The following is a 14,102-nucleotide window of genomic DNA, read 5'->3' as shown; positions in this document are numbered from 1 at the left end:
CGTCATTTTTACTTATGAACGTTTTTCCAATTATGCGTAAAACCAATCAAACCCAACTCGCTGCAATCGCATTCTCGTTGTTGTCAGCTTCTGCTGGCGGCGCCTGGGCTCAAGCCGCGTCGAATCAACCGGCGCCGCCTGCGATTGCGCCTGCAACATCCGCTGCGCCTGCTACCGCCACGGCTGCCAAGCCAGCTGCAGCCAAAGCAACGCCGCAGACCGTCGATGCCATTGTCGCTGTAGTGAACACCGACGTGATTACCCAGCAGGAATTGAACAAGCGCATGACCGACGTGGTGCAACGTATGCAGGCGCAAAAAATTCAGTTGCCGCCTGCCGCTGAGCTGCAAAAGCAGTTGCTGGAACGCATGATTCTGGAGCGCGCGGAAGTGCAGTTGGCGAAAGAAAACGGTTTGTCGGTAGACGACGTCATGCTGGATCGCGCAATCAGCCGGATTGCCGAGCAGAACAAGATGTCGATGCCGGATTTCCAAAAGCAGCTGGCGCTGGAAAAAATCCCTTACGCGTCCTTCCGCGAGGAAATTCGACAAGAAATGTTATTGCAACGTCTGCGTGAGCACGAAGTCGACAACAAGGTCCAGATTTCGGAATCGGAAGTTGACAATTACATCGCCGCGGACAAAAACAACAAGCAAACCGTGCCGGAACTGGATTTAGCGCAGATTCTAATCCGGGTGCCGGAAAATGCCTCAGCCGAACAGATTGCTCAGCGTGCCAAACGTGCTGAACAAGCCATGCTGCAAATCAAGTCCGGTGGTAATTTCGCTACCGTCGCAGCTGCTTTTTCCGATGCCAGCGATGCCTTGACCGGCGGCGACATGGGCTGGCGCGCGCAAGATCGCATACCGGCGCTGTTTGTAGAAGCCGTCGCGAATCTGGACGTGGGACAGGTATCGGGCATTGTGAAAAGCGCGAATGGTTTTCATATCATCAAACTGGTCAGCAAGCGTGCTGCGCCAGCCGCTGCGGGCGACACCGCGGCAGCGCCAGTCCAGCAAACCCATGTGCGCCATATCCTGATCAAGGTGACGCCAACCGTGACGGCAGCTGATGCCCGCCGTCGCCTGGCTGACCTGAAGGAGCGCATAGATAACAAGGCTGCTACGTTTGAAGATCTGGCCAAGTTGTATTCGAACGATTTGTCGGCCTCCAAGGGCGGCGACCTGGGCTGGGTCTACCCTGGCGATACAGTGCCTGAATTCGAACGCGCGATGGATGCGTTGAAGCCGGGACAGATCAGCGATCCGATCGAATCGCCGTTTGGTTACCATCTGATCCAGGTGGTGGAGCGCAAGGCCAACGATGTGTCCAAGGAACGTCAGCGCCTGACAGCACGGCTGGCGATTCGTGAGCGTAAAACGGAAGAAGCTACTAACGAATGGTTGCGCCAGTTGCGCGACCGGACTTATGTGGAATACCGTGGCGACGACCGTTGATTACGGGGTTAAGCCGATATTTAAGCCGGTATCCAAGCCTGCATCGAGAGTAGTACATGTCTGATCAATCCGCTGCGCAGTCAGCTATAGCGCCGCCGAAATCGCCAACGCGGCCGAGGCCGGTATTGGCCGTCACTTGTGGCGAGCCGGCCGGCATCGGCCCTGAAGTCGCGATCAAGGCGGCTTGGCAGCTGCGCGCTGAAATCAATAGCGTGCTGATTGGCGATGCCGCTTTCCTGGCGATGATCGCGGCGGAGATCGATCCGCAAATCCGCCTCGTGGCATTGTCGCAGCAAGCCTTGCGCAACAACGGCTTGCCGAATTTTTCACAAGATCAGATCGCAGTGATCGATTGTCCGCTCGATGCGCATGTGCAACCGGGCCATCTGGATGCGCGTAACGGCCGCGCCGTGTTGCGCACGCTGGATATCGCCATCAACGGTGCGCAGCAAGGTGTTTTCGATGGCATGGTCACGGCGCCTCTGCAAAAAAGTACGATCAACGATGCCGGCGTGCCGTTTACCGGCCATACCGAATATCTAGCCGAAAAAAGTGCAACTGCGCAGGTCGTCATGATGTTGGCTACGGACCGGACCACGCCACCGTTGCGGGTAGCGCTGGCGACCACGCATCTGGCGTTGAAAGACGTCGCGGCAGCACTGACCTTTGACAGCCTCAGCCGGACCATCGCCATCCTGCATGCTGATTTGCAGAAGAAATTCGGCCTGGCGCAGCCGCGTATCCTGGTGACGGGTTTAAACCCACACGCAGGCGAAGGCGGTTACCTGGGGCGAGAAGAAATCGATATCATCAGCCCGGCCCTGCAAGCGGCCAAAGCGCTCGGCATCGACGTTAGCGGCCCTTATCCGGCCGATACCCTGTTCCAGCAAAAATATCTGGCTGACGCCGACTGCGTATTGGCGATGTACCATGACCAGGGTTTGCCGGTATTGAAATATGCCAGTTTTGGACACGGCATCAACATCACGCTGGGCTTGCCGTTTATCCGCACTTCAGTAGATCATGGCACGGCACTTGATCTCGCCGCAGCCGGTTTGGGCCGGGCCGACCACGGCAGCATGCTGGCGGCGTTGAACGTCGCGGCGCAAATGGTGCGGCAGAGCAAATTGGCGGCAGCATAAGCGGTCGCTATCCCGCCGCCCCGCTGCCCGTTGTATCGATGGCCGAATCTCCCGCAATTGTTTTAGCTTGTCCGTCCCGCACATAAAGAAAAAAATGAAGAACCACATCCCCCGCAAGCGCTTCGGCCAGAATTTCCTGACGGACGACACCGTGTTGTACAACATCATCGCTGCGATAGATCCGCAAGCCGACGACAACATGGTTGAAATCGGACCTGGCCTGGCCGCCATGACGCGTCTGCTGCTGGAGTCGCTGCAACAATTGCACGTAGTCGAACTCGATCGCGATCTGGTGGCGCGGCTGCAAAAAAATTTCGATCCAGCTCGTTTGCACGTGCATTCCGCTGACGCCTTGAAGTTCGATTTCAGCAGTATTCCTTTGGCCGGCGATCGCAAATTGCGTGTGGTCGGGAATCTGCCTTACAACATCTCAAGTCCCTTGCTGTTTCACCTGGCAGAGATCGCGCCGCAGGTGCAAGACCAGCATTTCATGCTGCAAAAGGAAGTGGTGGAGCGCATGGTCGCCACGCCGGGCAGCAAAGCGTTTGGCCGCCTGTCCGTCATGCTGCAATGGCGTTACACCATGCAGCTGATGTTTATCGTGCCGCCGACTGCGTTCGATCCGCCGCCTAGAGTTGAATCGGCCATCGTGCGGATGATTCCGATTGCTCAGCCCCTGGCTTGCGACCAGAAAAAACTGGAGCAGGTAGTCCTGAAAGCGTTCACGCAAAGACGCAAGGTAATCCGCAACTGCCTGGCCGGCATGTTTACGGAGAATGAGTTGATCGATGCCGGCGTCGATCCGCAAGCGCGGCCTGAAACCGTCTCCATGGAACTGTTTGTGGCGCTGGCAAATCGTCTGCCATGACAATCTGACCAGGCGGGTTGCCAAGTAGAGCCGGCGCCCGCCGTAGCAACCTATAAAGCGGCGTCGGCGCCATGTCCCGCTTTGCGTTCTATCAATTCCACCTTGTAGCCATCCGGATCTTGCACAAAGGCTATAACCGTGCTGCCACCTTTTACCGGCCCGGCTTCCCGTGTCACGTTGCCACCCTGTGCTTTGACCGCCTCACAGGCTTTGTAAGCATCTTCAACAGCGACTGCGAGGTGGCCGAACGCCGTACCCTGATCGTAGCTGTCGACACCGTAGTTATAAGTCAATTCGAGTTCGGCATGATCGGGATTGCTGCCGTAGCCGACAAAAGCCAGCGTGTATTTGTATTCAGGATTGTCGTTGGTGCGCAGCAGTTTCATGCCGAGCACTTTGGTGTAAAAATCGATGGAACGTTGCAGATTGCCGACGCGCAGCATGGTGTGGAGGATTCGCATGGTTTATCTCGATGGTTGGGTTGTCTTGACGACGCATGGGCACGATACGTGCCCACCTACTAGAATACCGGCAGGGTTTCCTGGGCGCTGTCGCGCAAGGTTTTCCTGGCAGTTTCAAATTCGGGGAAAATCGATTGCACCGTGGCCCAGAAACGCGGGCTGTGGTTCATCTCGCGCAAATGCGACAACTCGTGCGCAATCACATAATCTATCAGCGGCAGAGCAAAATGCATCAGCCGCCAGTTCAGTCGAATCTTGCCTTCAGAAGTGCAAGAACCCCATTGGGTAGTCGCCGACGACAGTGCAAACGACTGATACGTGACACCGAGCTTTTCCGCATAGATCGGTAACCGTTCAGCGAACACCCGCTTGGCTTCCAGCTGCAGCCAGCCCAATACCCGATCTTTCAGCTGCTGCTCGCCGGCGTCGGCCGGCAGGCAGACGATCAATTCTTCGTTGGCTTCGTCAAAATGAATTCCCGCCCTCTGGGTAGCGTGAATGCGCAGCGTGATGTTGCGGCCCAGGTAGGGTAGCATCTCGCCGTCGCGCCATGCCATTTGCGGCTGCATGCGGCGGGTCGAACGATCGCGGTATTCGCTCAGCTTGGTAAAAATCCAACGTTTCTTTTCACGGATGGCGATTTCGATATCGCCCAGCGTGACCCATTTTGGGGCGGTTACGCGCAAGCCGTCGTCGCTGATCAGAAAGCCGATGGAGCGCCGTTTGGAGCGCAGCAGGGTGTAATCGAGTACATGTTCGCCGAAGTGCAAGCGGCGCTTGCCGGGTGCCAGCGCTGTCGATTCGCTCGGCGGCAGGGCCGGCGGCTGTACTTTTGATTGCGGCCCTGCCGGCGGTGCCTGGACAGGTGGGGTATTGGTAGCACTACTGGTAGTCAAATCGTCGGCAAACAGATCCAGCTGCAACGCTTGCTGCTGCACTAGCTTGCCGTGGGGCCGGTTATGTGGTCCCAGACGCGGCTTTACTGGCTTTTGATGCAATAGTTTCAATGGCGACCAGATGTGGGAATTATTGTTTCTTGGAATAAACATGCGGTGAAATCACGCGCATTTCAGATTCTATCCAATTTTCGACTTTAGCCATCAGCTCGTTGCTATCCAGGTTTTCCGGATAAATCGGCTTGCCGATGGAGACGGTGATCAGCCCCGGTTTCTTGATGAAGGAATTCTTCGGCCAGCATTCACCTGCGTTGTGCGCGATCGGTACTACCGGTGTGTTGGTTTCTACCGCCAGGCGTGTGCCGCCGGCTTTGTATTTGCCGGTTTGGCCGACTGGAATCCGCGTGCCTTCAGGGAACATTATGATCCATTGGCCGTCAGCCAGCCGCTTGCGTCCTTGAATCACAACTTGAGCGAAGGCGTCGCGGCCTTTGCTGCGGTCAATCGGAATCATGCGCAGCAGGGCGATGCCCCAGCCGAAGAACGGAATATAGGTCAGCGATTTCTTGAACACGAACACCAAAGGACGCGGCGTCATCTGCAGCAAGAAAATCGTTTCCCAGGCCGACTGGTGTTTGCTCAGCACAACCGCTGGCGCATCAGGAAAATTTTCAAAACCCTTGACCTCATAGCGAATGCCGCAAATCACCTTGGCCATCCAGACCACCATGACATTCCAGCGCGCCGTCAGGTAATAACGCCGGGCGTAAGGGAAGGGCGCAAACAAGATGCAGGCGAAGGACCAGACTACCGTCAAGACGGTCATCAGCAGGAAGAACAACAGGGAACGCAAAAACAAGGAAAAACGCAACATGCAAACTCCAGGAATTTTTCTAAACAAGCTATCTTTTTATTTTTACTAGGCGGAGCGCCTGTCAATCAAACTGACAGCTCCACCGGTTTCTTCAGCAAGAATTCAACCACTGCCGCCAGGTCCGGAAAAATCAACGTGCCCGGTGGCAGGCCGCCCTTGTCGCGGGTTTTTTCGCCTTTGCCGGTGAGTACCAGATAAGGCGCGCAACCGGCGATAAAACCTGCCTGCAAGTCACGCAGCGAATCGCCTACCGTCGCCACGCCACCCCGCAGGCTGATTTCAAAGCGCTTGCCGATGTCTTGGAACATGCCCGGTTTGGGTTTGCGGCAATCGCAGTTGTCGTCGGCCGCATGCGGGCAAAAAAAGATCGCATCGATTTCGGCGCCGACCAGTTGCGCCGCTTCATGCATTTTCAGATGAATCGCCATCAGTGCCTGCATGTCGAACAGCCCACGCGCAATGCCCGACTGGTTGGTCGCTACAACTACCCGGTAACCGGCCTGGTTCAGGCGAGCTATCGCCTCGAGGGAACCCTTGATCGGCACCCATTCGTCTGGCGATTTGATGAAGGCATCGGAGTCGTGATTGATGACGCCGTCGCGGTCTAGAATGATTAATTTCATATAGGCTGGTGGGCACTCTAAAATTTACGTCCCTGGCGACCCCGGCATCCCCGCGAACGCAGGAACGATTGGGTCACCAAGGACGTAGTGGATGTCACTTTAAGCAGCCAGCTTCGAAATGTCGGCGACCTGGTTCAGCATCACATGCAGGTTCGCCAGCAGCGCCAGACGGTTGTTACGCAACTGTTCGTCTTCCGCCATCACCATCACGTCGTTGAAGAAGCCGTCGACGTTTTCCCGCAGCCGCGCCAAAGCTTTCAACGCAGTGCTGAAATCGCCTTTTGCGAAGGCACCGTCAACCTCTGGTTTCAACGTATTCATTGCCGCGAACAACTGTTGTTCGGCGCTGTCGCGCAGCAAATCCTGCTGTACCGTGTTGCCAACGCTTTCGGTCTTTTTCAGGATGTTGGTGATGCGTTTGTTCGCCGCAGCCAGTGCTTCTGCTTCCGGCAACGCGGCAAACGCTTGCACCGCATCCAGGCGTTCGATGATGTTGTCGAGACGGTCGGGCTGCTGCGCTACCACCGCTTCAATTTCGTTCGGCGAATAACCACGTTCGCGCAGCAGGCCGCGCAGGCGCTCGTACAGGAACGGCAGTACGTCGCTGCCAGGATCCTTGAAATTGGCGTTGCCGGTGAACTGTTGCGCTGCACTGCTCAACAATTGCGCCAGCGATATCGGCAGGCGTTTTTCCAGCAGCATGCGCAAGATGCCTAGCGCATGGCGGCGCAAGGCAAACGGGTCTTTGTCGCCGGTTGGCTGCAGGCCGATGCCCCAGATACCGATCAGCGTTTCCAGTTTGTCTGCCAGGGCGACTGCCACACTGGTATCGGTGGTCGGCAAGGCGTCGCCGGCAAAGCGCGGTTGATAGTGCTCCGAGATTGCCAGCGCGACGTGTTCCGCTTCGCCGTCATGGCGTGCGTAGTAGTTGCCCATGATGCCTTGCAGCTCAGGGAATTCGCCCACCATGTCGGTCAGCAAGTCGGCCTTGGCCAGCAATGCGGCACGTTCAGCCAATACGGCGTCGCTGCCCAGCAGTGTGGCGATCGCCGCCGCCAGGGCTTTTACCCGGTCCGTACGTTGCAGCTGATTGCCGAGCTTGTTGTGATAGACCACGTTGGCCAGCAAAGGCACACGATCGGCCAGTTTCTTTTTCTGGTCTTGCTCGAAGAAAAACTTGGCGTCGGACAGGCGCGGCCGCACCACGCGCTCATTGCCTTCGATGATGTAATGCGGCTCGTTGGTTTGCAGATTCGAGACAATCAGGAAACGCGAACGCAATTTTCCTGCACTATCGGTCAAGGCAAAATACTTCTGATTGGTTTGCATCGTCAGAATCAGGCATTCCTGAGGAACGCTGAGGAATTCATCTTCGAATTTGCAGGCATACACGACCGGCCACTCGACCAGCGCCGTGACTTCATCCAGCAGCGCTTCCGGCATAAGTACCTGATCATCCGCAGCGCTTGCCAACAAGGCAGCGCGAATTTTTTCCTTGCGCTCACTGAAACCGGCGATGACTTTGCCTTGCTCTGCCAAGGTAGTCGCATAGCCGTCGGCGTCGCCCAGCTTGATGCGGCCTTGCGACAGGAAGCGATGACCTTCGGTCTGGCGGCCGGCATCCAGTCCGAGCAAAGTCAGCGGCAACACCTGGTCGCCGTGCAGCGCCACCAGGCTATGCGCTGGCCGCACAAAGCGTACGGTGTGGCCGGCGGCATGACCATGTTGCAGCTGATAGCTCATCACTTTCGGGATCGGCAGCTTGGCTACCGTATCTTCCAGCACCACTTGCAAACCGACAGGCAACGCCACGCCTTTAGCGGTGTAGCTGAAGAAAAAGCTCTCAGCTTTGCCATCGGGGGCACGTTCCAGTTCGGTCGGGGTGATCATCACCTTGCCGCATTGGGAAGCCATGGCGGACAGTTTCTTCACCAGCGGCGCAGTTGCCCGGCCATCCGCATCCAGCGCTACCGACACCGGCAGCACTTTTTCGCGCATGGTTTTATCGAGCGAAACGGCGCGTACATTGCTAATGGAAACTGCCAGGCGGCGCGGCGTAGCGAACGCGGTGGCGATGGCGCCATCATCCAGGAAATCGCGTGATTTCAGGCCGTTGAAAATACCTGTGGCAAACGCATCTCCAAGTTTTGCCAGGGCTTTCGGTGGCAGTTCTTCCGTAAAAATTTCGATCAGCAGGGTGCGGCTCATGAGTGTGTCCTTCATGCCTTTTCCCCTGCGCGCTGCGCTACTGCCGCCATGTATTCATCTCCAAATTCTTGCAACAACAGATCGCCATTTTCCTTGGTGATCTCCCACATCGGGAAGCCCAGCTTGGCCCGTGAATCGTAATATGCCTGCGCCACTGCGCGCGACAGGTTACGGATCCGGCCCATATAGGCGGCGCGTTCGGTGACCGAGATCGCTCCGCGCGCATCCAGCAGATTGAAGGTGTGCGCTGCTTTCAATACCATTTCATACGCTGGCAGCGCCAGCGGCACTTCCAGCAGGCGCTTGGCTTCAGCTTCATAGTTGCTGAACAGCGGGAACAGGAATTCAGTGTTGGCGTGTTCGAAATTGTAGGTCGATTGCTCGACTTCGTTTTGATGGAACACGTCGCCATAGCTGAGCTTTTTGGTGACGCCGTTTTCAACCCGCTCTGTCCATACCAGGTCGTAGACATTTTCTACACCCTGCAGGTACATCGCCAGCCGTTCGATACCGTACGTGATCTCACCCAGCACCGGCTTGCAATCGAGGCCGCCGACTTGCTGGAAATACGTGAACTGCGTCACTTCCATGCCGTTCAGCCAGACTTCCCAGCCCAGGCCCCAGGCGCCCAGGGTCGGGTTTTCCCAGTCGTCTTCGACGAAGCGCACGTCGTTGCGCTTGAGGTCGAGGCCGAGCGCGGCCAGCGAACCAAGGTAGAGATCCAGGATATTTTCCGGCGCAGGCTTGAGGACGACCTGATATTGATAGTAATGCTGCAAGCGATTAGGGTTTTCACCATAGCGCCCGTCTTTGGGACGACGCGACGGTTGCACGTAGGCGGCGCGCCAGGGTTCGGGGCCGATTGCGCGCAGGAAGGTCGCGGTGTGCGAGGTGCCGGCGCCGACTTCCATGTCGTAGGGCTGTAGCAGGGCGCAGCCCTGAGCGTCCCAGTAATCTTGTAATTTAAGAATTATTTGTTGAAATGTAAGCATCGTTTTGTTGCTTTTCCATACGGCTAAATGCCGGTTAATCGATTAAGTATGGCGGATCAGGTACAGCGGCCCACTGAAGCTGGTGATGACGAGCGCTAAGACCAGCGATTTTAGCGGGTTTTGAGTGATTTAGGGCTGCTTGCGCGCTTTGCGGCGGCCACAGTACCAGCTGCCCGCCAGCATCAGCAAGGCCAGGATCACCAGCAGGCGGTTGCCCAGCAGTATATACGGCGTGGTGCCGCTATAGCCTTGCACGGATGTGGCCAGTGTCGCGCGCTCATACGGAGCCAGCTTGACGCTGACAACGCCGTGCGGATCAATCAGGGCGGTGGCGCCGGTGTTGGTTGCGCGTAGCATCGGGCGGCCGGTTTCCAGGCTGCGCATTTGCGAGATCTGTAAATGTTGTGGTAATGCAATTGTGTTTCCGAACCAGGCGATATTCGACATGTTCAGCAGCAGCGTGGCGGTCGGCTCGCCGGCGGCGCGGGTGGCGGCCAGTTGACCCGCAATTTCTTCGCCAAACAAATCTTCGTAGCAGATGTTGGGCAATATCCATTGGTCTTTCACCGCGAATGGCGCCTGAATGGCGGCGCCGCGGTTGAAATCGCCAAGCGGGATGTTCATCATGTCGACAAACCAGCGGAAACCGAACGGCACGAATTCGCCGAACGGCACCAGGTGCTGTTTATCGTAACGAAAGTAATGGACGGCGGGATCCTTGGCTTGGGGCGCGATGCCGATCACACTGTTCGAGTAGCGGTAGGGGCCGTCGATATAGGGGATTCCCAGCGCAATGTGGCTGCCGGTTTGCTGCGAGAAATCTGATAAGGCAGGCAAGTAATCCGGTGGCAGCTCGGTTTGCAGGACCGGTATCGCGGTCTCTGGCGTGGCAATCAGGTCTGCCGGCGCGGCGCGGATCATATCGATATAAAGCCGCAGAGAATTCACAATCTGCGCAGTATTGAATTTTTCTTCCTGCGGCACATTGCCCTGCAGCAGGCGCACTGTGATCGGTTTGCCGTGCGGCGCAGTCCAGTTAATCTGGTGCAAACCGAGGCCGGCGACCAGTATCAGCAGGGCCGCCGCAGCCGGCAGCTTGTAGCGCGGCAGCAAAGCCAGGCAGCCCGCGATCAATGCCGAGATGCCGCCTATGCCGTACACGCCGATCAACGGCGCAAAACCTGCCAGCGGGCTGCCAGTGTGGGCATAACCCGAAATCAGCCAGGGGAAGCCGGTGAACAACCAGCCGCGCACCCATTCCGACAGCGCCCACAGGGCCGGGAAGATTGCCAGGGCAAACAGCAGCGGCGAACTCGTCCAACGTTGCCGTAACCAGAGCGCAGCAGCGGCGCACATGGCTGTGTACAGCCCCAGGATAGCTGCCAGCAACGCGACCGCCAACATCGCCAGCCAAGCCGGCAAGCCGCCAAAATCGTGCAGCGAAATATAAATCCAGTAAACGCCATGCGCCATCCAGCCGAAGCCATAAGCCCAGCCCAGCAGTGCGCCGTATTTGATAGCAGGAACGCGGAGCAGGCAGAACACGAACAGCGCCAGCGTCAGCAATTGAATCGGCCACAGCCCGAACGGCGCGAAGGCGAATACATTGATGGCGCCGGTCAAGGCCGCCAATAAGGCAGCCAACGGCAGCGGAAGTTTAAAAAACGAGGTGGGGCGAAAACTCATAGGCAGCGGCGATTTTGCTCTTTCTTGCTCTTAGGCAGGTAGGCCGTAACAGCGTGGGGCCACGCCGCTACGGCCTACTCTTTTTTCAGGCTTCTTCGTGAGCCGGTCCCGATAATTTCTCGACCAGCAGGACATGTACCTGGCGGGCATCGGCACGCAATACTTCAAAGCGCACATTGTCGATCGTGAACTCATCGCCTTTACGCGGTACCCGTCCCAGGTGATTGGCGACCAGGCCGCCAATGGTATCGACGTCTTCATCGACCAGCGCCGTTTCCAGCGTCTCGTTGAATTGTTCGATCTCGGTCAGCGCCTTGACCCGCCAGCGGCTGCCGTGGTCGCCGTCGCGGATGGCGAGGATATTGTCTTCTTCCTCATCGAAATCGTACTCGTCTTCGATATCGCCGACGATCTGTTCCAGCACGTCTTCAATCGTGATCAGGCCGGCGACGCCGCCGTATTCATCGACCACGATCGCCATATGATTGCGATTGGCGCGGAAATCACGCAGCAAGACATTGAGGCGTTTCGATTCAGGGATAAAAACTGCCGGCCGCAGCATGTCGCGCACATCGAAAGAATCTTCGGCGTAGTAGCGCAGCAAGTCTTTTGCTAGCAGGATGCCGATCACTTTGTCGCGCTCACCATCGACGGCAGGGAAGCGCGAGTGGGCGGTCGACAGGACTTCCGGCATCCAGTCTTCTATCGGCTTGGTGACGTCGATCATGTCCATCTGCGAGCGCGGGATCATGATGTCGCGGGCGGAAAGATCGGAGACCTGGAAAACGCCTTCGATCATCGACAGTGCGTCGGCGTCGATCAGGTTGCGATCGTGTGCATCTTGCAGCACATCGAGCAGTTCGGCGCGATTTTCAGGTTCGGGAGAAATCAGTGCGGTCAGGCGTTCAAATAATGACCGGTGGGGTTTAGCGTCAAATGATTTGACGCTACTAGGGTGCTCTGGCATATGGCGTTAGCCTTGGTTTCACATTGTTTTGGAAGCAATAGCATACAACAAATATGTGACAGGACGACGAAACGCATGTGTCAGAAAGCTTATATCGTGATTCCGGAAGGCGATTTTCTTACATAAAAAAGGCGAATAATGCCATGTAGCAATATTCGCCGTATTGGGGAAATGGTAATTATTTCTTCATTTCATCTTTTCCCATGTCGTCTTTCTTCATTTCATCTTTGGCCATGCCTTCTTTTTTCATAGGCATTTTCTTGTGTGTTTTCTTCTTCGCCATTTCGTCATGTCCCATGGCGTCCTTGCCCATTGCATCTTTTTCCATCGCCGGTTTGGTCATTGCATCCTTCGACATAGCGTCTTTGGACATGTCGTCCTTCTTCATTGCATCTTGCGCATAAACGCCGCCGGCAGTCATCATCAGGCAAGTAACCAACAGGGTAGTGAGGCTTTTTTTCATTTCAATCTCCAGGTAAAAGTGGCAAAAGCGCCAAAAAAATCAATAAATCAATAAATACGGTTGCAGGGCCAGCATTCACGACCCGCCGAACCAGTTGTACCCTTGGTCTTCCCAATAACCGCCAGGGTATTTGTTCGTTACTTCGATAGACGTGATGTGTTTCGGATTTTTGTAGCCGAGCTTGGTCGGCATCCGCAACTTCATCGGGAAGCCGTATTTCGGCGGCAGGATCTGGCCGTCGTAAGTCAGGGTCAGCTGGGTCTGCGGATGCAAGGCAGTCGGCATGTCGATGCTGGTGTGATAATCATCCCCGCATTGAAAATCGACATATTTGGCGCTCAGGTCGGCGCCGATCTGTTGCAGAAAATAAGAGAACGGGATACCACCCCAACGGCCGATGGCGCTCCAGCCTTCGACGCAGATATGGCGGGTTATCTGCTCGTTCTGCGGCATCTTGTGCAATTGCTCCAGCGTCCAGGGGCGTTTGTTGGTCACCAGGCCGGTCACTTCCAGCTGATAATCGCTGCCGTCGATTTCCGGCACTTCCTCAATGCCGTAAAACGCGTTGAACGGGAAGGGCCGGGTCATTTCGGCCTGAGTGTAAGTCGGCGCCAGGCGTTTCGGTTCGAACAGCCATCCTTGCACGCCATCGTTCATGCGCGAGATGCGCTCAAGCATGCGATTGACCGAGGGTTCATCGGTAATATTGCAGCCGGTCAGCAGCGACAGGCCACCGAGGGTGAGTGCCCGCTTTGCGAATAACCGGCGCGATGGCAGGGCCAGTTCACTGCGAGCATCTTTCAGGATCGATTCAGTGTCGAGCGTCGAGTTGAGCGTTTTCTTGAACATGGTGATCTCCTCAGCGGCCGCGCAGCATTGCTAGCAACGTGCGTGGAACCAGTGCCACCATGACGATGTGCACCACAATAAATGCGACCAGGAAGCTCATCGCGCAGAAATGCACGATCCTGGCGGTGTCGTAGCCGCCCATCAGTTCGCGCAAGAACGGGAACTGCACCGATTTCCAGATCGCCAGGCCAGAGACCACCAGCAGTATCAAATCCAGGATGACCGAGACATACGCCAGCTTTTGCACCGCGTTGTAGTGGTCGAGCGCGTCGTGCTGGAGCTTGCCGCGCAGCGCCTTGAACAGATCCTGGACCACCTCGGACGGACGCAGCGGGAAAAATTTCTTCCACAGGCGGCCGCTAGCAGTATTGAACAGCAGATAGACCAGGCCGTTGAATAGCAGCAGCCACATCGCCGCAAAATGCCATTGCAAAGCGCCGCCTAGCCACCCGCCCAAGGTCCACTCACTGGGAATGTGGAACGAGAAAATCGGCGATGCGTTATAGATGCGCCATCCGCTCAGGATCATGATGACCACGGCGAGCGCGTTGAGCCAGTGGGTGACGCGTAGCCAGATTGGATGAACGACCGGCTGCTTGAGTGTAGAGGATGACAT

At 56.6% G+C, this 14,102-nt stretch carries 14 protein-coding genes; 3 read left to right on the top strand and 11 right to left on the bottom strand.

Annotation, left to right across the window (positions count from 1 at the left end; all coding sequences use genetic code 11):
• The first annotated feature begins 32 nt into the window (after window positions 1-32).
• The 3 genes from BM205_RS17200 to rsmA all read left to right on the top strand — a co-directional run bounded on the left by BM205_RS17200 (window position 33) and on the right by rsmA (window position 3,467).
• Window positions 33-1,457 (top strand): peptidylprolyl isomerase, encoded by a 1,425-nt coding sequence (locus BM205_RS17200; RefSeq protein ID WP_254783931.1) that lies wholly within the window; start codon window positions 33-35, stop codon window positions 1,455-1,457.
• A 56-nt stretch (window positions 1,458-1,513) separates the two neighbouring features.
• The gene (pdxA, locus tag BM205_RS17195; RefSeq protein ID WP_092416086.1) at window positions 1,514-2,599 is read left to right on the top strand and encodes a 4-hydroxythreonine-4-phosphate dehydrogenase PdxA; all 1,086 of its coding nucleotides are present in this window, start codon (window positions 1,514-1,516) and stop codon (window positions 2,597-2,599) included.
• Window positions 2,600-2,693: 94 nt separating this feature from the next.
• Window positions 2,694-3,467, top strand: coding sequence for a 16S rRNA (adenine(1518)-N(6)/adenine(1519)-N(6))-dimethyltransferase RsmA (gene rsmA, locus BM205_RS17190; protein ID WP_092416085.1), 774 nt, complete (start codon window positions 2,694-2,696; stop codon window positions 3,465-3,467).
• A 50-nt stretch (window positions 3,468-3,517) separates the two neighbouring features.
• Here rsmA and gloA read toward each other — a convergent pair whose 3' ends face one another.
• The 11 genes from gloA to BM205_RS17135 all read right to left on the bottom strand — a co-directional run bounded on the left by gloA (window position 3,518) and on the right by BM205_RS17135 (window position 14,102).
• Entirely contained in the window at window positions 3,518-3,928 is a 411-nt protein-coding gene (gene gloA, locus BM205_RS17185) for a lactoylglutathione lyase (RefSeq protein ID WP_092353637.1), read from the bottom strand.
• 59 nt (window positions 3,929-3,987) lie between these two features.
• Window positions 3,988-4,935: a M48 family metallopeptidase gene (locus tag BM205_RS17180; protein ID WP_371326507.1), complete on the bottom strand. Its 948-nt coding sequence runs from the start codon at window positions 4,933-4,935 to the stop codon at window positions 3,988-3,990.
• Window positions 4,936-4,954: 19 nt separating this feature from the next.
• A complete protein-coding gene (locus tag BM205_RS17175; RefSeq protein WP_092416083.1) occupies window positions 4,955-5,698 on the bottom strand; it encodes a lysophospholipid acyltransferase family protein in 744 nt (247 codons plus the stop codon).
• A 65-nt stretch (window positions 5,699-5,763) separates the two neighbouring features.
• On the bottom strand, window positions 5,764-6,321 hold the full coding sequence (gene gmhB / locus BM205_RS17170) for a D-glycero-beta-D-manno-heptose 1,7-bisphosphate 7-phosphatase (RefSeq protein ID WP_092416082.1): 558 nt from the start codon (window positions 6,319-6,321) through the stop codon (window positions 5,764-5,766).
• Between the two features lie 99 nt (window positions 6,322-6,420).
• Entirely contained in the window at window positions 6,421-8,529 is a 2,109-nt protein-coding gene (glyS, locus tag BM205_RS17165) for a glycine--tRNA ligase subunit beta (RefSeq protein ID WP_092416118.1), read from the bottom strand.
• Window positions 8,530-8,540: 11 nt separating this feature from the next.
• Entirely contained in the window at window positions 8,541-9,521 is a 981-nt protein-coding gene (gene glyQ, locus BM205_RS17160) for a glycine--tRNA ligase subunit alpha (protein WP_092416081.1), read from the bottom strand.
• 129 nt (window positions 9,522-9,650) lie between these two features.
• Window positions 9,651-11,207 carry an apolipoprotein N-acyltransferase gene (gene lnt / locus BM205_RS17155; protein ID WP_092416080.1) on the bottom strand — a complete coding sequence of 519 codons (1,557 nt, stop codon included), beginning with the start codon at window positions 11,205-11,207 and terminating at the stop codon, window positions 9,651-9,653.
• Window positions 11,208-11,292: 85 nt separating this feature from the next.
• Window positions 11,293-12,174: an HlyC/CorC family transporter gene (locus BM205_RS17150; RefSeq protein ID WP_092416079.1), complete on the bottom strand. Its 882-nt coding sequence runs from the start codon at window positions 12,172-12,174 to the stop codon at window positions 11,293-11,295.
• Between the two features lie 178 nt (window positions 12,175-12,352).
• Window positions 12,353-12,637: a pentapeptide MXKDX repeat protein gene (locus tag BM205_RS17145; RefSeq protein ID WP_092416078.1), complete on the bottom strand. Its 285-nt coding sequence runs from the start codon at window positions 12,635-12,637 to the stop codon at window positions 12,353-12,355.
• Between the two features lie 75 nt (window positions 12,638-12,712).
• On the bottom strand, window positions 12,713-13,486 hold the full coding sequence (locus tag BM205_RS17140; RefSeq protein WP_092416077.1) for a molybdopterin-dependent oxidoreductase: 774 nt from the start codon (window positions 13,484-13,486) through the stop codon (window positions 12,713-12,715).
• 10 nt (window positions 13,487-13,496) lie between these two features.
• The gene (locus BM205_RS17135) at window positions 13,497-14,102 is read right to left on the bottom strand and encodes a cytochrome b/b6 domain-containing protein (protein ID WP_092416076.1); all 606 of its coding nucleotides are present in this window, start codon (window positions 14,100-14,102) and stop codon (window positions 13,497-13,499) included.

Origin of the sequence: Collimonas sp. OK307, from assembly GCF_900113705.1 — a bacterium.
GTDB lineage: Bacteria > Pseudomonadota > Gammaproteobacteria > Burkholderiales > Burkholderiaceae_D > Collimonas.
Note: the sequence above shows the minus strand (reverse complement) of the source record. Positions and strands in the feature narration are given on the sequence as shown.